General features: G+C 59.7%; 18 protein-coding genes. 6 read left to right on the forward strand and 12 right to left on the reverse strand.

Translation table 11 applies throughout. The features are described 5' to 3' along the window. Positions 1 to 114: 114 nt before the first annotated feature. The 3 genes from arfB to BJP08_RS11635 all read right to left on the reverse strand — a co-directional run bounded on the left by arfB (position 115) and on the right by BJP08_RS11635 (position 2,384). Positions 115 to 558, reverse strand: a complete 444-nt coding sequence (arfB, locus tag BJP08_RS07495; protein ID WP_071569100.1) for an alternative ribosome rescue aminoacyl-tRNA hydrolase ArfB — start codon at positions 556 to 558, stop codon at positions 115 to 117. A 303-nt stretch (positions 559 to 861) separates the two neighbouring features. Further along, positions 862 to 2,184 carry a hypothetical protein gene (locus BJP08_RS07505; protein ID WP_071569002.1) on the reverse strand — a complete coding sequence of 441 codons (1,323 nt, stop codon included), beginning with the start codon at positions 2,182 to 2,184 and terminating at the stop codon, positions 862 to 864. A 53-nt stretch (positions 2,185 to 2,237) separates the two neighbouring features. Further along, positions 2,238 to 2,384, reverse strand: a complete 147-nt coding sequence (locus BJP08_RS11635) for a hypothetical protein (protein WP_177221734.1) — start codon at positions 2,382 to 2,384, stop codon at positions 2,238 to 2,240. Positions 2,385 to 3,081: 697 nt separating this feature from the next. On the opposite strand from BJP08_RS11635, the gene BJP08_RS07510 reads away from it, so the two are divergent. Then, positions 3,082 to 4,062 carry an NAD(P)-binding domain-containing protein gene (locus BJP08_RS07510; protein WP_071569003.1) on the forward strand — a complete coding sequence of 327 codons (981 nt, stop codon included), beginning with the start codon at positions 3,082 to 3,084 and terminating at the stop codon, positions 4,060 to 4,062. A gap of 78 nt (positions 4,063 to 4,140) precedes the next feature. Here BJP08_RS07510 and BJP08_RS07515 read toward each other — a convergent pair whose 3' ends face one another. The 4 genes from BJP08_RS07515 to BJP08_RS07530 all read right to left on the reverse strand — a co-directional run bounded on the left by BJP08_RS07515 (position 4,141) and on the right by BJP08_RS07530 (position 8,626). Continuing rightward, positions 4,141 to 6,033 (reverse strand): cation-translocating P-type ATPase, encoded by a 1,893-nt coding sequence (locus BJP08_RS07515; protein WP_071569004.1) that lies wholly within the window; start codon positions 6,031 to 6,033, stop codon positions 4,141 to 4,143. Next, the gene (locus tag BJP08_RS07520; RefSeq protein WP_070362728.1) at positions 6,030 to 6,389 is read right to left on the reverse strand and encodes a helix-turn-helix transcriptional regulator; all 360 of its coding nucleotides are present in this window, start codon (positions 6,387 to 6,389) and stop codon (positions 6,030 to 6,032) included. Before BJP08_RS07520 ends, BJP08_RS07515 begins: the two co-directional genes overlap by 4 nt. Before the next feature lie 187 nt (positions 6,390 to 6,576). Beyond that, complete coding sequence (locus BJP08_RS07525; RefSeq protein WP_071569005.1) at positions 6,577 to 7,125, reverse strand: DUF488 family protein; 549 nt, start codon at positions 7,123 to 7,125, stop codon at positions 6,577 to 6,579. Between the two features lie 10 nt (positions 7,126 to 7,135). Then, positions 7,136 to 8,626 carry an HNH endonuclease signature motif containing protein gene (locus BJP08_RS07530; RefSeq protein ID WP_083428468.1) on the reverse strand — a complete coding sequence of 497 codons (1,491 nt, stop codon included), beginning with the start codon at positions 8,624 to 8,626 and terminating at the stop codon, positions 7,136 to 7,138. A gap of 146 nt (positions 8,627 to 8,772) precedes the next feature. Between BJP08_RS07530 and BJP08_RS07535 the strand changes: the two genes are divergently transcribed. Together BJP08_RS07535 and BJP08_RS07540 are read left to right on the forward strand one after the other, a co-directional pair. Next, entirely contained in the window at positions 8,773 to 9,150 is a 378-nt protein-coding gene (locus tag BJP08_RS07535; RefSeq protein ID WP_143110052.1) for a hypothetical protein, read from the forward strand. A gap of 32 nt (positions 9,151 to 9,182) precedes the next feature. Then, positions 9,183 to 9,680, forward strand: a complete 498-nt coding sequence (locus tag BJP08_RS07540) for a 2'-5' RNA ligase family protein (RefSeq protein WP_071569007.1) — start codon at positions 9,183 to 9,185, stop codon at positions 9,678 to 9,680. Here the strand turns inward: BJP08_RS07540 and BJP08_RS07545 are convergent. Both BJP08_RS07545 and BJP08_RS07550 read right to left on the reverse strand, forming a co-directional pair. Continuing rightward, complete coding sequence (locus BJP08_RS07545) at positions 9,607 to 10,716, reverse strand: FUSC family protein (protein WP_177221735.1); 1,110 nt, start codon at positions 10,714 to 10,716, stop codon at positions 9,607 to 9,609. The two genes, BJP08_RS07540 and BJP08_RS07545, sit on opposite strands and share 74 nt — an antisense overlap. Before the next feature lie 123 nt (positions 10,717 to 10,839). Beyond that, positions 10,840 to 11,637: a spermidine synthase gene (locus tag BJP08_RS07550; protein WP_071569009.1), complete on the reverse strand. Its 798-nt coding sequence runs from the start codon at positions 11,635 to 11,637 to the stop codon at positions 10,840 to 10,842. Positions 11,638 to 11,674: 37 nt separating this feature from the next. Here BJP08_RS07550 and BJP08_RS07555 point away from each other — a divergent pair, with 37 nt between their 5' ends. Continuing rightward, positions 11,675 to 12,094, forward strand: coding sequence for a GNAT family N-acetyltransferase (locus BJP08_RS07555; RefSeq protein WP_071569010.1), 420 nt, complete (start codon positions 11,675 to 11,677; stop codon positions 12,092 to 12,094). On the opposite strand, the gene BJP08_RS07560 is transcribed toward BJP08_RS07555, so the two are convergent. After that, a complete protein-coding gene (locus BJP08_RS07560; RefSeq protein ID WP_255364799.1) occupies positions 12,091 to 13,533 on the reverse strand; it encodes a DHA2 family efflux MFS transporter permease subunit in 1,443 nt (480 codons plus the stop codon). The two genes, BJP08_RS07555 and BJP08_RS07560, sit on opposite strands and share 4 nt — an antisense overlap. 63 nt (positions 13,534 to 13,596) lie before the next feature. Here BJP08_RS07560 and BJP08_RS07565 point away from each other — a divergent pair, with 63 nt between their 5' ends. Continuing rightward, positions 13,597 to 14,550, forward strand: a complete 954-nt coding sequence (locus tag BJP08_RS07565) for a Dyp-type peroxidase (RefSeq protein WP_083428478.1) — start codon at positions 13,597 to 13,599, stop codon at positions 14,548 to 14,550. Here BJP08_RS07565 and BJP08_RS07570 read toward each other — a convergent pair. Together BJP08_RS07570 and BJP08_RS07575 are read right to left on the reverse strand one after the other, a co-directional pair. Continuing rightward, positions 14,547 to 15,779 carry a DUF4185 domain-containing protein gene (locus tag BJP08_RS07570; protein WP_143110054.1) on the reverse strand — a complete coding sequence of 411 codons (1,233 nt, stop codon included), beginning with the start codon at positions 15,777 to 15,779 and terminating at the stop codon, positions 14,547 to 14,549. The genes BJP08_RS07565 and BJP08_RS07570 overlap by 4 nt on opposite strands. Positions 15,780 to 16,047: 268 nt before the next feature. After that, the gene (locus tag BJP08_RS07575; protein WP_071566945.1) at positions 16,048 to 16,545 is read right to left on the reverse strand and encodes a ferritin; all 498 of its coding nucleotides are present in this window, start codon (positions 16,543 to 16,545) and stop codon (positions 16,048 to 16,050) included. 154 nt (positions 16,546 to 16,699) lie between these two features. Here BJP08_RS07575 and fdnG point away from each other — a divergent pair, with 154 nt between their 5' ends. Further along, positions 16,700 to 19,969, forward strand: coding sequence for a formate dehydrogenase-N subunit alpha (gene fdnG / locus BJP08_RS07585; RefSeq protein ID WP_255364800.1), 3,270 nt, complete (start codon positions 16,700 to 16,702; stop codon positions 19,967 to 19,969). The last annotated feature ends 7 nt before the right edge of the window (positions 19,970 to 19,976 follow it).

The raw sequence follows: 19,976 nt of genomic DNA on the forward strand, positions 1-19,976 counted from the left end.
CTTCGCACATAGATGTGTGGGATAGTAGGTTCCGTTACCCGATCATCGGTTATGGGGATGGTGGTCGCATCGGCTTGTGCTATGACTGTATAGGCGGGGCAGCGTCGACCCGATCTACGGCAGCTGGGGCTTACGCCTCGTCGACTTCAACTCCGAGCGCCGCTTCTTCGTTTCGAGACGGCGCCGCACCGAGCCGCGCGTCGGCTTCGTTTTCCGCCGCGGGGGAGGCGGTGGGGCGAGCGCCTCGCGCAACAAGATGGCCATGCGTTCCCGCGCCTCGGCACGGTTGCGGAGCTGCGACCGCTGCGTCGATGCGCTCACGGTGAGCACCGTGCCGTCCAGGCGGTGTTCGAGGTTGTGGAGGGCGCGGCGGCGTTGAGTGTCGGAAAGCGATGCGCATTCCGCGATGTCGATGGAGAGCTGCACCTTACTGGCGGTGGTGTTGACGCCCTGGCCGCCCGGGCCCGATGCCTTCGCGAACCGCTCCGACAGGTCCGCCGTGGCGACGACGAGGCCGCCGGGGATCCCCGGGCCGGGCGCGATGGTCAAGTCCTGCATGCCGCCCATACTACGTTCTTGCGTCCTGCGTCAACCAACCCAGACCGCAGCCCAGTTGCAACGTAAGTCTCAGCGATCGACCTCCCGGTAAATCTCATCCATCGTGAACTTCCTACCGGAGTCAATCTCGACGGCTGAGCGAAGTTCCTGCAGATCTTCGATTCTTTCGGCGATGGCGGATCGAGCAAAGCTCGGAAACAGTTACGCCCTCAGCACGCGCAAGCTTCGTTACGAGTGATGCTTCCTCGCTGCTCAAACGGATTCTCAGGAACACAACTGCTACCTATCTCGTGGAGAAAACCTCTATGCTTTCTTCTCGTCTCGACGGAAACGTAAACCGCGTCGCGTTGTGCGGGTTTCTGTCGCAGATTGATCTTCGTCGCCGGTCGACTCGAGCGCTTTTTGCTCCCCCCGCTCCCGTCGCGCTTCGATTTCTGCGGCCTTTGCCAGCAGCCGGTCGTCGTTTATGTCGCGAATTTTCTCGGTGGCTTTTTGCGCTTGACCCACCGCCGATTGGCGGGCGCGGTTCGCGGCATCGATGGTGTCGCCCGCTAGCGACACCACAGATTGACGCCATCCTTGGACCTGGAGACGCTCTGCGTCCTCCACGCTCATCCGCAAATACTGCGCAAACGCACTAATAATGTCGTGAATCTCGTTCGCGTGTGCGGTGATATGGCGAGCACGAATCGGGTTTGTCACCCAGACCTGATTGCTCAACTTGGCTGTCTCACGGATGGCTGTATCCATCTCGAGCAGACGTCGGGTGGTCGATTCCAATCGATCCTTGCGCGCGTCGTGGATTCCCTCACGGTGAGAATCCAGCTGGCGAGGCTCAAACTCATTCACGTGGGCGATCTCCAGGACATACATCCGATCGTGGAGGTAGATGCTCCGAGCGGCCACACCTAGCCAAAGCGGCAGATCGCCTTTCAGCCTAGCTAAGAAAGCTTCAAGTTTCTTGGAGTTGTTCTTCTGTTTCCGGAGCTGATCAACGGCATCATCGAGTTGTTCGACGGCGTAAGACTCGATGCCGTTGAGCGCTGATCCGAGGTGGTCGACCTTCGACCAAGTAGTTGCGGAGACGCTACTGCTGCGCCGGTAAAGTTCGTCCGCTTCTTCAATCGTGTACTGGATACCCCCAAGCTGTGCCAGTGCATCAACCTTGCGCTGCCGGAGAAGAGTATCGAGCTTCTCATCGATGACCTCTAGATACTCCTTGATTTCAGCAATTGCTGCCTCAATTGCGGCCTGAGCTGCGATGGCAGCGGCGGTCGAAGCCATGGCGGGCGAAAACTTCACCTCTTGAAACGAGGTGTGTTTGAAGAATCGACTTGGATTGTCGGCGAGCCCAAGATCGCTTCGGCGTAGGACTCCAGGAACCGGTCCAGACGACGTGCGATGCTGGAGCAGCTTCGCAGTTTCGTCCGTTGCCTTGTAATACTTGCCGGATTTGAACTGCCGGTTGGAAATCGTGCTCAACACATTGTTAGCGCGGAAAAGCACTTGCGGTGACGCAGGCGAAAATGCGGGTGCGGAAGTGGCAGGGAAGCGATCTTCCTCGCTAAGGATCAGCAGACCCTCTTCATCTGCCAGGAAAGCTAGGTCCTTGCTTGAAGTCTCCATAACCAGAGATTGTAGTCCTGGCGGGCGGCAAATTCGTCGCAAAGCACCTGCGCCTATCGCCGCGGCAGCACGACCTCTAGGTACTTGTGCGCGTAGCCGACCGCGATGACGGCGAGCGACGCGAACGCGCCGATGACGGTCTCCGCGGTGCGGGCGAGCAGCATCGCCCAGATGGGGGAGGCCTCGACCGTCTGCACCATCAACAGGGCGGTCGGGGGGGGATGAAGCTGACGGTGATGGTGTAGTTGTGGGGCACCTACATCTCGGTGAGGGACCGCAGAATCACAATCCACACGACGATCTGCCATCCCTGCATCGGGTGGGACAGCAGGAAGCCTGCCACCGCGATGCCTGTGAGGGGTGCCCAGGACGCGCTCGATGGCGCGGTAGTACTGTGTTCTTTTCGTTTTCGTGATTACGAAACATCCTGTAAATACCTGCCGGGACCTGCGGAGAAATGGTTTCGTATTTTTGTGTTTTTTAAGAAACCGCACAGCAGGCACCCCACCGTGCCCCCGCTGTGCCGTTACTGGAACTCTTCTTGTGCGACTCTTTCTAGTGGCCCTGCAGTATGAAAAATATGTACATTTGATGCGTTTCTCTCCGTGTCCTGTTGCTTCCTGAGTTGCTAGATGTTCCGGGAGCGATCGAGCCATGGCCGCATCCTGTGGTACTTCTCCGGATATACCTACTGTCTTTCGCGGAATGGTTATTTACAAACGACACGTCGTCGAGCTCAAGTTCAACGTGTAACGCGGGGTATTAAGGTGGAGATAGTTGATTACCATTGACAAGCTCCCGCGTTGGTGAACTCGCGGAGACACACCTGGGCGGGCACGTGCCCGATGAGAAGCGACACTGAGCGGCGCTTCCGGGAGATTCTGGAGGGATGATCGATTGTCTGAGCACCACACGGCGATCGTTGTCGGTGGTGGCCAGTCCGGCCTAGCCACGGCATACTACCTGCGGCGCTTCAAAGTGGACTTCTTGGTCCTAGACAACCAAGAGGAACCCGGTGGAGCGTGGTTGCACACGTGGCCTTCGCTGACGCTTTTCTCCGCCGCGGAGTTCTCCAACCTGCCCGGCTGGCCCATGCCACACTACCCGGGGTACCCGCCTGCAAGTCATGTCATCGACTATCTGGAAAGCTACGAAAAACGCTACGACCTTCCGGTTAGGCGCCCAGTGCACGTTCGAAACGTGTCTCATGAGGGAGGGATGTTCACCCTAGATTCGACCGCCGGTCAATTCACGGCGGAACACGTTGTCGCAGCCACCGGCACGTGGTCCGCGCCCTTCGTGCCCTACTATCCCGGCACTTTTCGCGGACGCCAGTGGCACTCGTCGACTTACCCCGGTCCCGAACCATTCCGCGGTGCTAAGGTCGCGGTGGTCGGTGGGGCGAACTCAGGTGCACAGATCGCCGCGGACCTCATCGGGACGTCGGAGGTCACATGGTTCACGCTTGAGCCGCCGCGCTGGATGCCTGATGATGTCGATGGCCGCGATCTCTTTCTTCGCAGCCGCCGCCGAATCCTCGGTGGCGATGCCGGCCCGAACCTCGGGGACATTGTCGCACTGCCTCATCTACGTGAGCTCCGCAACTCCGGTCAGCTCACCGCTACCCCCATCTTCGATAGCTTGAGCGAGCTCGACCACGACCACCTGATCTGGTGCACTGGTTTCCGTCCAGCCCTCGGTCCATTCCGCCACCTCATGCGCGGCCGCGAAACCGCGGTGAAGAATCTGCATCTAGTCGGCTATGGCAACTGGACAGGCGACGGGTCGGCAACGCTGATGGGTGTGGGGCCCTTTGCCAAACACACTGCCCAGGTTGTCGCGGGCCGTGTCGATGGAGCTCGACATCAAAAGTTTTGAGATGACGGTCGGTCCCTGAGCAGATCGATCCTTCCAAGATCCGCGTCGGAGAGCCAGCGCGCTGGACGAAAGTATGGCTCAGCGCTTCGCTTGTGCAGCCCGTAGGCCGTTCAAGATCACGATGACTTCGGCGACCTCGTGCACCAACACGACGGCGGCTAGGCCCAGCACGCCGGTGATCGCCAGTGGCATCAACACGATGATGATGGCCAGAGACAGCACGATGTTTTGGTTGATGATCCTGCTGCCTCGGCGGGCGTGCTGCAGCGCCTGCGGGATCAGCCGGAGGTCGTGGCCGGTGAAGGCGACGTCAGCGGACTCGATCGCGGCGTCAGAGCCGGTCGCTCCCATCGCTATACCCACCGTTGCGCCCGCCAGTGCCGGAGCGTCGTTGATGCCGTCGCCGATCATGGCCGTCGGTGTCTTGGAGGAGAGTTCGGCGACGATGCTTGCCTTGTCCTCTGGGCGTAGCTCGGCGCGCACATCGTCGATCCCGGCGATCTCAGCCAGCGCCCGGGCGGTGCGAGTGTTGTCGCCGGTGAGCATGCTCACCTTCACGTCGTTAGCGTGCAGGGTCTGCACAGCTTCGGGAACCTCGGGACGCAGCTCGTCGCGGACCCCGATCGCTCCGGCGAGGGCGTCATCGACGGTGACCAGTACGCAGGTTTGGCCCTCGGACTCCATGCGCTCAACGTCTGCCTTTAGTGGCCCGGCGTCGATCCACCGGGGGCTGCCCACCAGCACCCGTCGACCTTCGACGGTGCCGCCGATGCCATGACCGGCTTCCTCGCTGATGTCCGAGGCGGCGGGTGCTTCGGGCGCCGCTGCCGCGATCGCCGCGGCGAGGGGGTGCGTCGATTGCTGCTCAACTGCCGCCGCGAAGGCAAGCACCTGCGCCCGATCGAATCCGTCCGCCGGGACCACCCCGGTAACCTCGGGCTGGTTGCGGGTAAGAGTTCCGGTCTTGTCCACCGCCAGGTGACGGATGCCGCCGAGCCGCTCGAACGCCGCGCCGGACTTGATGACCACGCCGAACTGACTGGCCGCGCCGATCGCCGCCACGACCGTCAGCGGCACGGAGATTGCCAGTGCGCACGGCGACGCTGCGACCAGAACCACCAACGCACGGGTGATCCACGTCTCGGGGTCGCCCAGCAGCGAGCCGATCACGCCCACTAGCACCGCCAGGATCAACACCCCGGGCACTAGGGGTCGGGCAATCCGGTCGGCGATCCGGGCGCGGTCGCCCTTTTCCGCCTGTGCCTGCTCGACCAGGTCCACGAGTGTGGTCAGCGAGTTGTCAGTTCCAGCTGCGGTCGTCTCGACCTCCAGCACACCGGCGGAGTTGATCGCTCCCGCGGGCACCTCGTCGCCCGGTGCGACCTCCTCCGGAATGGATTCTCCGGTGATCGCTGAGGTGTCAAGGCTGGAGCGTCCGGACCGAATGATGCCGTCTGTGGCGATCCGCTCCCCGGGGCGCACAAGCATCAGCTCGCCAACTACGAGGTCCTTCGCTGCGACCTCGACCGCCGTGCCGTCGCGCAGCACCGTCGCGGTCTGCGGCACCAACTTCAACAGTGCTCGCAGTCCGCTCTGCGCCCGGTCCATCGCCTTGTCCTCCAGCGCCTCGGCGATCGAGTACAGGAACGCTAGAGCCGCGGCCTCTCCGACGTAACCGAGGATCACCGCGCCGCCCGCGCTGATTGTCATCAGCAAGCCAATGCCGAGCTTGCGCTTCGTGACAAGGTTCCGGGTAGCGCCGGGCGCGAACGTATACGCCCCCAACAGTAGGCCGATCCAGAACAGTACTGTCGCGGGTGTCTCTAGCCCGGACCAGCCCAGCGCCAGACCTATGCAGAGGGCTACGCCGGAGAAGATCGGCAGTAGCAACTCGGGGTCCTTCCACCATGGCCGATCGAGATCTTCGATTTCCGTGGTTGGTTCGTGTTCGCATCCACACGCTGAACTCATGCGTCCGTTCCTTTCTCGTCGCAGCCGGGCACCGAGCACTCAGGGTCGATGCACGGGGCATTCTCGTCGACAGCCAACGTCGCGTTCACTAGCGCGTTGAGCGCTGTCGCGAGGTGCGGATCGGCGATTTCGTAGCGTGTCTTGCGGCCCTCCGGCTCGGCGACGACGATGCCGCAGTCACGCAAGCAGGTCAGGTGGTTCGAGACGTTCGAGCGGGTCAGGTCCAAGTCGCGCGAAAGCACAGCCGGGTAGCTCGGGCCGTCGAGTAGGGTCATCAGGATTCTGGAGCGCGTCGGATCCGCCATGGCCCGGCCGAGCCGGTTCATGACATCGAGGCGTGAAGCAATGGTCAGCATGTGCTGAACTATACAGTCAGCACTGAACTATTTAAAACGCACTGAACTGACATTGAAGCGAAGAGCTTGCGACCTGTTCGATCAATGCGTTTTTAGAGGCTTTTTGAGAGGTTGGCGCCCCTAAAGCTAAAAATAGGTTTGTACTGGGGAAACGGGAACAAGGGCAGTGGCGGGTAGTTGAGACTTGCTACTTGGTCTCTTGTTTCGGGTAGTGCACTTTCTTATCCTCGCCGACGACAGCTCCGTCGTTGAACTTCGCTGCACCTAAGGTGGGGCCGTGCTGCGTCATTCCCATGATGTGCTGCACGTTGTCGCCGTGGGCCAGGAGGTGGTCGGCGATGATGCGTCGGTGGCAACGCCACCAGACTGCCTCTGAGCACATGATTACTGTTGGGCATGTCCTGGCTTGTTCCCTGAGCGCTTGGAGTGACTGTGCGAATTCGTCGCCAAGTGCGTGGTCCGCGTAGTTGTGGAAGCTTCGGTTGCGCCAGTTGCCGTTCACCTCGAAGGGGACTGTTTTGGACACGTTGCGCCGCCCGGTGAGCCCTTCGTTTCGGGAGTATTCGATGCCGTGCCCAGGTAAGTGTTGGGCAAGTTGATCGTCGTTGAACCAGGGGTACTTCCTGGAGCCGGGAAGCTTGCGCACGTCCACGACTGCACGCACGCCGGAAGCCTCGAGCATGCCCACGAATTGGTCAAACTCGAGGTTTGAATGGCCGACGGTAAAGATCTGCATGCCTCCGACCCTAGGCGCTTTGAGATAGTGGAGCCGTAACGGGAGGTGAGAGGCCTGGCGGATACAAGGCGGGGTCACGCTCTCCGGTCCGTACGCAGTTGCACCTGCCTTTTGCGGCGTAGATTCTGCTGACTGCCGAGTGTTTCGCAGGCACCGATTGGTTGAATTTCATTGGATCGGACGGGTGCTTTCGGTATCCCGCTTTGCCTGTTTGCGGGTCGAAATCCATGTAGCCCTTGTCAAAGGAGCCGTCTCTGTTGTCGTTGTTGCACCTGTGGTGCTCGCGGCAGAGACCAGTAAGGTTTTCGATATCGGTGTGTCCGCCCTTTATCCAGGCGAGGATATGATGTGCCTCACATTCTGACATAGGGGTGGTGCAGCCGAGCCAGGAGCATACCCCTTGGATGGCGAACATTGCGATTCGCTGTTCGACCGATGCGAGCCGGGTTGTTCTCCCCATCCACAGTGGCACCGAGGTGACGCCGTCCACTTGGAGGAGGAAGTCTGTAGTTCCGTCCATGCCGAGGCGTACAAGATCGAAACAGTCGACTTCGATGCCGGTGTTGGTGCCGTAAAGCATGGAAGCATCGCCGTCGGCGAGGTCGTCGAGAGTAAGTGCAATGACCACCGAGGCAGCGCCGCCGTTCGCCTTCTGGTGCGATTGCTCGTGTTGTTTGAAAATGGCGAAGAACTGGTCGAACCGACGTTGCTGCCGGGTGCGGGAGTCCACTTCGTCGTGCATCGCTGCTGGAAGGTTGGAGTTTGGCGCGAGGCCCTTGTCTGTGTGCGCTTTGATCAGGGCGGCATCTCCAGCCGTAGCGTTGATGTAGATGTCTACAGTGCCATCCGATTTGCGACGACCAATGGACATGCCACGATTTTCATACCCGGCATTAGGGTTGGTATGTGGGGCGTGTTTCCGGTTGACGTCGCTGACTGCGCGGCGAACGAACTGCCGGAGGTCTTCGGGGTTGCGACGTAAGCCCTCGGTCATGGCTGCGGAGTAGATGCGGGTGCGTTCGTCCACGCCAGCTTTGAGCAACTTGTCGAGTTCGCGCCGGATGATGTTTTGCTTCTCTGCACTAACCTGGGAAGACGTCTTTCTGGCAGTTGCCTGTTGTTGCTCCACTTCATGGGTGCGGGCGAAAAGCTCCTTGTCGCTTTCCTCGCTGGCCGGGCGAGTGCTAGGTGCTGGCGGCTGGCCGAAGAGGAGTCGGCCTCGTTCGAGGCGGTTGTAGGCTTCGCCCCTTGACAGGTCGAGACACTGCTGGAGGTACGCGTTGGGGTAGTTGGCACCGACGATTCGGCCGGCTTCTTCACGCTCGGCGATGAAGGCGAAGGCGGCGTCGATGGTTGCCTTCTTTTTGAATTGCTCCTCGAGGCGTTCCATTTCGTGCCGGATATCACTGAATATGAGGGCGGAGGGGTCGTCGAAAAGCTTGCTTAATGTGCGCAGCGCCGCCGAAATATCGTTGACACATTGGGTGATTGTGCTGGTCATGGCCCCTCCTTTCGTGAGTTGCTATCACCGTATCAACCCGAGCCGACACAAATAAGCGATATTCGAACAAATAAGCTAACCTTCTGGCAGTTTGGTACGTTGAGACGTGACAGACAAGCACTTGAGGACGGAGGCGTTCGAACAACATGGCAAGCAATGGCAGTGATGATCGCTACCGGTACATGGGCCTCGAAATGATTCCGACGCCATGTTATAACGCGAAAACCAGCGAGCCCTGTCCGGGAACATCGTGGATGTGGCGGGTCGAACACGGTGTCATCGCGTTGAAATTCAACAACGACAAAGTGCTCACCGGCACTTCATATGGTTTTGAAGACTACAAAGATTGGGACCGAGGAAACGCCCTGCAAGACGTGATCCTGGGCTCTGCTGCCGACGGGTTAAGCATTCCCGAAGCCCTCGAGCGCGTCCGCAAGGCGTTCGGCAACCCTGACGTTATCGTGGACCTGAGAGACATCAACGAGTCCGTTGACGAGCTGCGCCGACGGCACAGCAACTGCTGACCCCATATAGAGGAACCTGTAACGAGTGAGCCATGTCCCCGGAAAATATTTTGCTGCGCTTGCCTGAATCGCAAGAGCAGGAGATTCGCAAGATTTATGAGGCGCTTGCGCAGCGCGGCTTTCCCGTACAGCAGCAGCGCCCTCACGTGTCGGTCACGTTTGCGCCTGAGATGTCACGAAAGGTGATCGCCCGGGCGGGTGAGCTCCTGCCGCAGCTCTTGCCTGCGCGTCTGGACAGGGTGGGCACGGTGGTGTTCGGGACGAAGTCGAAGCAGACGGTGGCGTGGCTGCTGCAGGGCTCGGTCGAGCTTGAGCGGGCAGCGCGGGAACTCAGCGAGCTCAATCCCGATGGCCGTGGTGCTCGGTGGATTCCGCATCTGACGATGGGCTTGCGCCTGCCGAAAGTAATCGTAGGAGACTATATCCAGGCGCTCGCGGAGGTGACATCGCCACACTTCAGGGCTGTCGATGTGGAGTATGCGGCGCTATATCAGCCGAAGTTTGGCTCCGAGTATAGGTTCGAGCCCTAGGAGCTTGGGGCTTAGGCGCAGCAACGTTGAAGCGTTGACGCACCAGGTGAGGGTTCGTTTTCGTGTACCCGATGGCAATAATTACGAGGGCTGACGCGGCGCCAAGGATGGTTTCCGCGCTGCGGGCGAGCAACATAGGCGCGACGGGGGCAGGTTCGACGGCTTGGATCATCAGCAGGGCGGTCGGGGTGATGAAGCTCGCTGCCAGCGTGTAGTTGCGGGTGACATAGGTTTCGGTCAAGAACTGCAGGATGATGATCCATATCACGAACTGCCATTCCTGCATGTGGTGCGAGAGGAGGAACCCGGCGACGAGAATGCCGGAAAGGGTGCCGAGCATACGTTGCAAGGCACGAAAGTACTGCACGCGGTAGCGGTTGTTGACCAGCGGCACTACCGCGGCGACCATCGCCCAGTAGAAGTGCGACAGCGGGTCAATGAGAGCGACGGAGATGATGCCGATCGTTCCAGCGAGCAGGGGAGCGAGGAAGAATCGCGCTGCCTCTCGCTTCAGCGCCTGCTTATCGACGCCCACTTCCTCCGCTCGCGGTTCACGCACATTGGGACCTTCCCCTATGAGGTGCGATATTCTCCCGAGCCCAAAGCAAAGACCGGCCGTTGCTGCAGCGACTGCCATCGCGATCAGTGGGTGTGCAGGGTGGGCAAGGGACCCCACCGCGGCGATTGCGAAGAGCACGAAGACGGACCCGGTTGGGCGTGTACCTGACCACAGCGCGATGGTCGCCCACACCGAGGACGCGACGGCAGAGATGAGCATAATGAGCCATTGGTTGGTGTGGGTCCAGGACATCGTCGCGCCAATTGCGATCGCGACCACGATGGCGGTACCAGCAAGGAGCTGGTGCCGTGCCCTGTCCTGACGGGTTTCGTGGCGTCCGTAGACACCGGTGAACGCGCCGAAGTTGGCGTAGATGGCGAGGTCGAAACGGCCGATCCACAGCAACAGCAGTAGTGGGATGGCTACCCCGGCGGCTGTGCGAAACGCCGGGATGTGGTCCCGTCGTGCGGGTGCCATCGTGAACATTGCGCGAAAATGGTTCAAAGATCAGCCCTTTCTCCCAGACGTGACAAAATGGTTACCTTAGTCCTCTGCTGCGAGCCCCAAAAACGCTCAGTCTGTCCGATGCGGACGCAAACGTTAGTCGCGTCGGGCAAGGCGGTGAGTGGAAGCGCCGTCGAGCAGCGTCGTGCCATCCTTGACGGCAAGGGAGGGGGCGGTGGTGGCGTCGAAAACTAAGGGGGTGTTGCTCGCTGCGACGACGATGTTGCCGTACTCGTGGCCGTCGAGCATTGCTGGCGGCGCGACGGCCACTGCGTAAGAGAACACCTCGAGGAGCCCGGCAACCTCTGCGCGGGTGTTTGGCAGTTGCTGCCTGTCGCCGATGTTCGCGATGTAGATACCACTGGGTCGAAGGGCGGTAGCGCAGGCGCGGAAAAACTCAACGGTGGTCAGCGGGCGAGGGGTGGAGGGGCCGCTGAAGACGTCGCGAACAATGAGGTCGAGTCTTCCCGGCTGGCAGGCATGGGTAAACGCGCGCGCTTCGGCGCAACGGATTGTGACAGGTTCGAGGTTCTCCTGAAATGCCCAGCGCACGAGCTGCGCGAGCTTCCGGTCGATCTCCACCGCCGTCTGGTGGCTTTGGGGGTAGCGATGTGCGAAGTATGCAGGCAGCGTGCACGCGGCCCCGCCGAGGTGGACCGCGCGGAAATCCGATGGCACAGAGTCGCCGGGGTGCACGAACCCCGTGATCCACTGCATGTAGTCGAACGTCAGCACTTCCGGTGCGCCGAGGACAACGTAGGAGCTTGGTACGCGGTTGAGCTCGAGGGTGTAGCCGCCGTCGCGAAGTTCGTCGGCGATGATGGTTGCCGTGCCGGTGTCTACGGGGAATGTTCCCGTGATGGTTTTCTTTGGGGTGCGGGGTTTGCGTCGCATTTCATGCTCTACCTTTCAGCGTTTATTCTTACCTGTTATGTACACATTGCGTGAAGCCCGCCCCGAGGACCGCCAGGCGGTCGTGGATGTTTGGGACGAATCTGGCATTACCCAGGAGTGGAATGACCCGCCGACCGATTTCGATCTTGCGATGGAAAGCCCCGGCAGCACGGTGCTCGTCGCGGAATCGCCCGAAGGTGTCGTTGATGGTGCAACCGTCGTAGGTTTCGACGGCCACCGCGGGTGGATCCACATGACCGGAGTGCGCCCTAGCGCTCGAGGAGGCGGCGTGGGGCGCCTGCTTTCCGACGGCTGCGTGGAATGGCTGCGCGAACGCAAAGCCCCAGCAGTGCACTTGATGGTGGCAGAAGGAAACGACGCAGGGCGTGCTTTCTGGGAGCATCTCGGCTACTTCAAGATTGAGCCGCCTGTGTACATGATTTCCTTGGAAGATTAATCGTTCCAAGACTGGGTGCGCACAAACCTGGTGGAAACCAGTACACCGATGATGACGGCGCCGAGCGGTAGTAGCATCGACGCGGACATCGCTTGGGCGAATGGTTGGTGAAGCAGGTCGGGGAGTGCTTGGGTGCTCCTTCCGCCGGAAAAGTTGGCAGCTGCCGGCCCGAGTTGGCGCGTGAGCTGCCGTGACATCATCGCTGCGATTCCCGCCGAACCAATGACCGCACCAAGTTGGCGCACGGTGTTGTAGACGCTGGAGCCCGCCCCTGCCAAACGCGGGTCGAGGTTCCGCGTCGCGATCATGGACAGCGGCCCCCACACCATGGAGTTACCAAACCCGTTGATCACTGAAACCACGAGCAACCACGTCGGGGAAATACCGGGGTCAGTGATGAAAGAAGCGCCACCAATCGCAACCGCGACGAGGGAAAGGCCCGCGATTGCGAACGGCTTTGGTTGATGGGTGTTGGTGAGCTTGCCAACCCAAGGGGAGAAGCAGCCGGAGATCAAGCCTGCTGGCAGCAGGAGCATCGCCGCCTGGGTCGGGGTGTAGTGCTGCACATTTTGCACGTAGATCATCCACGGAATGACGTAGGTGGACACTGCGAAGCCAACCGTGGAAATCGCCACGCAGGCGAGCGAGTAGTTCCGGTCCGAAAATAGCTCCAACGGCACCAACGGGTCTCGGGTGGTTCGTGTTTGCCACCATACGAAAAGTGCCAGCAACGCAGTGCCGGTGAGCATCAGGGTCACGATGGGCAGGCTCCACGAGTAGGTTTGTCCCTCTTGGATCCCAAAGACCAGGCAAAACATACCAAACGCGGACAGAGCGACACCGACCCAGTCGAACGTCCTCGCATTCTGCTCAAGCTTTGGCACGAAAACCCAAGCCAAGGCGATACCAACAATGCCTACTGGGACGTTGATGATGAAGATCCACGCCCAGCCCCAGGCGTCGACAAGGAGGCCGCCGAGCAGCGGCCCGACAATTGTAGCTACTCCAGCCGTCGCGCCCCAGACGCCCATGGCACCACCGCGCTGTTTCGGCGGGAACGTACGCAGCATCACTGACATGGTTTGCGGCGTCACGAGCGCACCCCCAAAACCCTGCACAGCGCGGGCAAGAATCAGGGCCTCTATCGAGGTGGCCAAACCACACGCAAGTGAGGCGACCGTGAACAGGCTCAAGCCGAACAGGTACACGTTCCGTGGCCCGACCCGGTCGCCGAGACGTCCCGTCACTAAGAGTGGTACCGCGTACGCGAGGAGGTACGAGCTGTTTACCCAAATAATCTGGTTATACGTCGCGTCAAATGCACGGGCAATCGCAGGAATCGCGACAGCGACGATCGTCGAGTCAACGAGGATGACGAAAAAGCCAACCATCATTGACCACAACGCCGCCCAGGGTGCTGTGCTGCGGGGAGTCTCCACCGCACCGACTCTACCGGGTGTCCACAAGTGGCGAAAGAGGATATGAGTCTTATGATGGCACCTATGGACGATCTACATTCCACAAAAGTTTCCCAGAACGTCATCTTGCCGCAGTCGAAAGACGCGATCTTTCTGACGTTGACCATCGTGCCGGGTCATGAGGGGGAGGTGGTGGACATCATCGGTGGCCTCTCGGGGCTCGTCAACGGCGTCGGGTTCCGTTGGCCCGAGGCTCACTTGAGCGCAGTGCTGGGCATCGGCGCCAAGATGTGGGAGCGCCTCTTCACCGTGGAAAAACCTGAGGGCCTCCACGAGTTCGTTGAGTTACAAGGTGAGAAGCACCATGCGCCGTCGACGCCAGGGGATCTGTTCTTCCACATCCGGGCAGACGAGTACGACGTCGCGTTCGAGCTTGCGCGCCGCATCACGAAACAGCTTGGCGACGCCATCGAAGACTTCGACGAGACGCACGCTTTCCAGTACCAGGACTTCCGCGACCCACTCGGGTTTGTCGACGGCACCGAGTCCCCGCGTGGCCAAGACGGCATCGCAACGGCGATTATTCGCGAAGGAAAGTGGGCGGGGGGCAGCCATATCGTGCTGCAGAAGTACGTCCACGACCTGAAAGCCTGGGACGATTTACCCGTCGAGGAGCAGGAGCGCGTCATCGGACGTACGAAGCACGAGGACATTGAATTCGATGACGACGTAAAGCCCGCCAACAGTCACGTTGCAGTGAACTCCATCGAAGACGAAGACGGGGAGTCGTTGGAGATCGTTCGTAACAACCTCACGTTCGGTGATGCGGCCGGTCAGCAGGGAACGTTCTTCATGAGCTACGCGAAGGACGTTGCCATCACCGAACGGATGCTGCGCCGCATGTTTATCGGCGAACCAGCTGGCAATTACGACAGAATCCTCGACTTTTCCACAGCGCTCACGGGGTGTAATTTCTTTGCCCCGCCGAAGGCGTTTATGGAAAACGTCGAGGAGTACGTCCGAGAAGAATTGCGCTAGCCCACAAGTTGCTGCAGCTGCGGTGGCAGGTACTGGCGGATGGTGGGCCACGCCACCGCACCGATTAAGCCCAGCCCGGCGAGCACACCAACCGTGATGAGCGCTGCCTTCGTCTTGGAGCTGCCCTCCGAGGACATCAGGTTATCTTCGGCGTCCATGTCGTCAGTCTGCGGCGGGTTCGGCGTCACGTTGACGTCGATGTTGTCCTGGTCATGCGGGCGCATCGACTCAGGATCAATACCGAAGAACGTGTCTAGGCCCTTCACGTTGAACTGTGTCGACATGTAGCGTTCGTTGGTGTTCGTGTTCCACTGCGAAATGACGACGTCGAGGTTCGCGATCGTGGAACCGGGCACGATGTACCCACCGTAAGGTTGGGAGAAATTCATCGGCGTCTGCTGTAAGTCCCAGTAGCCATTCTTGGCGATTGTTGCGACAGGCACGTCGTTCCAACTTTGAGGCAGCCTATCCGAAATACGGACCTCGATGGCGAGCGTTGCCTCGTTGAACATCACGAACACCCAATGGTTGTCGATGTAACGAAGGTTCATCTCACCGGCCTTGACGTGGTCGCCGAAGAGGATCGCGCCTGCTTCGTTGCCCCACTCGCCAGTATCGGGGTCGAACAATTCCCAACTTGGTTGGTCCCCAATTTGCGCCTCAGTAAAGCGTGCCAGGTACACCGGGTGCTCACGTTGGAACCCGGACATCACAGCGTAGATGTAGCCGTCGGGCCCCTTCTCCCAGGAGATGAGCTGGCCAAGACCATTAAGGTAGTGGTTCGGGGTTCGCCCGATGCTCTTCCAGGTTTTCCCCTCGTCCGTCGATTTCCAGAATTGGGTATCCAGCACATTGCCGATTCCACGGTTCCACATACCCTGCATGTAGAGCGTGCCGTTGATGTTGATCACGTCGGATGGGATGAGCGTTAAGTTATCTCCCTCCTCGCGGAAGTAGTTGATCAGGCCGTACGCGTCGCGTCGGCCGTTCAGCGGGCGGAGGATTTCAATCTGCCCGTTCTTCATCCTTGCTACGACGCCAATAGGGCTGATCCAATCGCCTTCACCGAACTTTCGGCCACGGAAGGAGTCTCCGAAGACCATCGCGAATTCGTCTTCGTTGAGTGGCGTCATCGTGCCCAGGTCGCCAGCCCCAATACCGATATGTGCCGACCAAGGGCCCAGGATGTCACCCATGATCTGCACCACGGTACCATCGGGCGTTCTCATTGGTTGTTGCTTCGGCTTCGCAGGAAGTTCTTCGGGGCTATGTGGACGGATCGTAGGCCAGGTAGGCAAGATTGAGTGAGTTTGAGCGTTTGCATTGGGAGTCGAAAGGCCAGTCGTTGTCAGGGCAAGGGTAGTGGCACAAGCGACAAGTCTCTTTAAGGGTGACAAGGGCATGGGGGGCTCCTGGGGAGAAACGTTGTGAGGCAAAATTTTCGACGCCGCACCTCACGGCAATGTATTGCGGTGAAGTGGACGTCGAAAATTCAGGTTAGTTTGAGGAATCGTTGCGCTGGCCAAGACCCGAGTCGAGACGCAGCAGTCCAGAACCATCATTGCCGACAAGTGTCAGCTGGTCAACAATCTCAGAGACTGTTGCTTCTTCGCTGATCTGCTCGTCGAGGAACCAAGTGATGAGGGAGCGGGAGTCGAAGTCCTTGACCTCATCGGCGATGCCGGCGATGTTTCGAATCATCGCGGAGACCTTGCGCTCGTGCTCAAGCGCAGCCTTGAACGCAGCCAGTGGGGAATCGATCGATGGAGCGTCGAGTGCGACGGTGTGCAAGGTGACGTCGTGACCACGGTCGATGAGGTGCGTTGCGAACTTCTCCGCGTGGTCGCACTCTTCGTGTGCCTGCTCTGCAAACCAAGACGCGAAGCCCGGGAAAGACTGTGCCTCCATGGTGTAGGCGAGCTGGCGGTACAGCAGTGCCGCCTGGTATTCCGCAGTGACCTGCTCGTTCATTGCATCTTGCAATTTCTTGTCCATAGTCAAGCTCCTTTGAAGGTGTAGTTGAAAACTGATGTTACGGCGCTATTTTACGCCTGCGAGGCAAAAATGCATCAAAAGTAAGGGTATCCTAATTAATGACCTGGGGGTATGTCGATGGGGAACCTCCGCGAAATGGGCTATCCTTGCTGGTATGTCTCGTTTTAGTCCCCTAAATTGGCCGGTTGTGCGCCAGATACGCGGTGGTGACGCCTTCGCCCGAGGCGAAAACACCGAATCCGCGCGCAGCCAAGAAATGGAAGGCCGCATCGTAGAAGCGGACCGCGTCGTTAAGAGCGTGTGTCCGTACTGTGCCGTCGGCTGTGGCCAGCGCGTATATGTAAAAGATAATAAGGTCATTCAAATTGAAGGCGACCCGGATTCTCCGCACTCGCGTGGGCGTCTGTGCCCGAAGGGCGCGGCATCCGAGCAGCTTGTCAACGCTGAAAACCGCGTGACCGACATTCTCTACCGAGCGCCACGTTCGAAGGAATGGGTCAAGCTTGACCGAGAAACCGCCATGGAGATGGTCGTCGATCGCTTCCTGGAAGCTCGTGAAAACGGCTGGCAGGATTTTGACGACAAGGGACGCCCAGTGCGTCGAACCATGGGCATCGCAGGCCTGGGCGGCGCTGCGATGGACAATGAGGAAAACTACCTGATTAAGAAGCTGTGGACTGCAGCGGGCGCGGTGCAGGTAGAAAACCAAGCTCGTATATGACACTCCTCCACGGTTCCCAGTTTGGGATCCTCGTTTGGACGCGGTGGAGCGACCCAGCCACTGCAGGACATGGCAAATGCGGACTGCATTGTCATCCAAGGGTCAAACATGGCCGAAGCGCACCCAGTTGGGTTCCAGTGGGTCATGGAAGCGAAGGCACGTGGTGCACGAATCATCCACGTTGACCCTCGATTCACGCGTACGTCGGCGATGGCGCATAAGCACATCCCGATTCGTGGTGGTACCGACATCATCCTGTTGGGTGCTGTCATTAACTACGTGTTGGAAAACAACCTGTACTTCGAGGATTACGTCAAGGCGTTCACGAACGCTTCGACGCTGATCAGTGAGGAGTTCCAGGACACGGAGGACCTCGAAGGTCTGTTCTCTGGATACGACCCTGAAACGGGTGGCTACTCCAACGAATCGTGGCAGGCACGCAAGAAGTGGGATGCGCAGACTTCGTGGGATGTGGAGAAGGACGAAACGCTTCAGGATCCGCGAACTGTGTTCCAGATTCTGAAGCGCCACTACTCCCGCTACACCCCGCAGGTTGTCGCTGAGTCGTGCGGTATTTCCGAAGAGGACTTCTACTACCTTGCGAACTCGATTGCGGAGAACTCTGGCCGCGATCGCACCACCTGTTTTGCGTACGCGCTTGGCTGGACTCAGCACACGTTGGGTGCGCAGTTCATCCGTACGTGTGCGATTCTGCAGACGCTGATGGGCAACATCGGCCGTCCAGGCTCGGGCATTATGGCGCTGCGTGGTCACGCATCGATTCAGGGCTCGACGGACGTGCCAACGCTGTTCCACATCCTGCCTGGCTACCTGCCGATGCCGCAGTCCACGCACCAGACGTGGGACGAGTACTTGGCAGCAGTGTCGAAGCGTGATCAGAAGGGCTTCTGGCAGACCGGCGACACCTACGCAGTGTCGTTGATGAAGGCCTACTGGGGCGACGCCGCGACCGAGGAGAACAACTGGGGCATGGATCTCATGCCACGGTTGACTGGTGCTCACTCGACGTACCACACGCTGCAGCTGATGAACCAGGGGCTTGTCGACGGCTACTTCGTCTTCGGCCAAAACCCTGCCGTTGCGCAGTCGAACGGTCGCATTCAGCGTATGGCTCTGACCAAGCTGAAGTGGCTCGTCGTCCGTGACTTCTCTGAGATTGAGACAGCGACGTTCTGGAAGGATTCTCCAGAGGTGCAGTCTGGTGAGATTTCGCCGGAGGAGATCGACACGGAGGTGTTCCTTTTCCCAGCAGCGAACCACGTTGAGAAGGCGGGCACGTTTACCCAGACTTCGCGTGTGCTGCAGTGGCGCTTCAAGGCCAAGGACGCTCCGGGCGATGTAGAGAGCGACCTTGAGTTCTTCTACGACTTGGGCCTTCGCCTGAAGGAACGAGTTAAGAATTCGACTGACCCGCGAGACCTGCCGCTGCAGAAGATCACCTGGGACTACGAGTGCGATGAGCACGGTGAGATTCTGCCGGAGTCAGTCCTGAAGGAGATCAACGGCTACTACCTCGAGGGTCCTCGGAAGGGGCAGCTCGTGGACAAGTTCGCGGATCTCAAGGCAGATGGTTCCACCTCATCTGGTTGCTGGATTTACTGTGGTGTATACGCCGACGACGTCAACCGTTCGGCGAACAAGCGCCCAGGCCAGGAACAGAACGCAATGGCGTTGGAGTGGGGCTGGGCATGGCCGATGAACCGTCGCGTGCTCTACAACCGTGCTTCTGCGGATCCGGATGGCAAGCCATGGTCGGAGCGCAAGAAGCTGGTTTGGTGGAACGAGGACAAGGAACTGTGGGAGTCCGACGACGTTGTGGACTTCCCGGTCAACCGGGCCCCTGGTTTCAAGCCAGAGCGCGACGCGGTTGGTCCTGCAGCCCTTGCTGGTGACGACGCGTTCATCATGCAGGCTGACGGAAAGGCGTGGCTGTTTGCCCCAACCGGAATGGTTGATGGGCCGATGCCGACGCACTATGAGCCGCAGGAGTCCCCGTTTGCGAACCCGCTGTACAAGCAGCAGCAGTCGCCGTCGCGAATCGTGATGCGTGGAGAGGACAACCTTTCGGCGCCGAACTTCGGTGAACCCGGCGTGGGCGTGTACCCGTACATGCTGAACACCTACCGTTTGACCGAGGCGTACACGTCCGGTTCGATGACGCGAAGCCTGCCATTCTTGGCAGAGCTGCAGCCTGAACTATTCTGCGAGGTTTCGCACAAGCTGGCTGAAGCAATCGGCTTGAAGAATGGCGACTGGGCGACGATTATCTCGCCGCGCAACGCCATTGAGGCACGTGTGCTGGTGACGGAGCGCATGAAGACGCTGGTCATCGACGGCCACGAGTTCCAGCAGATCGGTATGCCGTACCACTTCGGCGCAGGTTCTTATGCTGAGGTCGAGGGCGACGGACCGAACGACCTGCTTGGCATCATGCTGGACCCGAACGTCAACATCCAGGCGTCGAAGGTTTCCGCGGTGGATATCCGACCGGGCCGACGCCCGCGTGGTGAGGATCGTATGAAGCTGGTGCGCGAGTACCAGCGCCGTGCGCGCCTGACGGAGGACACCGGTACCAAGCTGACCGACGAGTCGAAAGACGTCATCGTCGGTGAGCAGCTCGGTGACACCGAGGCAGCGAAGCACGATTCGACGAAGAAGAACATGGCGAACGGGGAAGGATAGGTTTTGA

Source organism: Corynebacterium sp. NML140438 (assembly GCF_001875725.1).
Taxonomy (GTDB): Bacteria; Actinomycetota; Actinomycetes; order Mycobacteriales; family Mycobacteriaceae; genus Corynebacterium.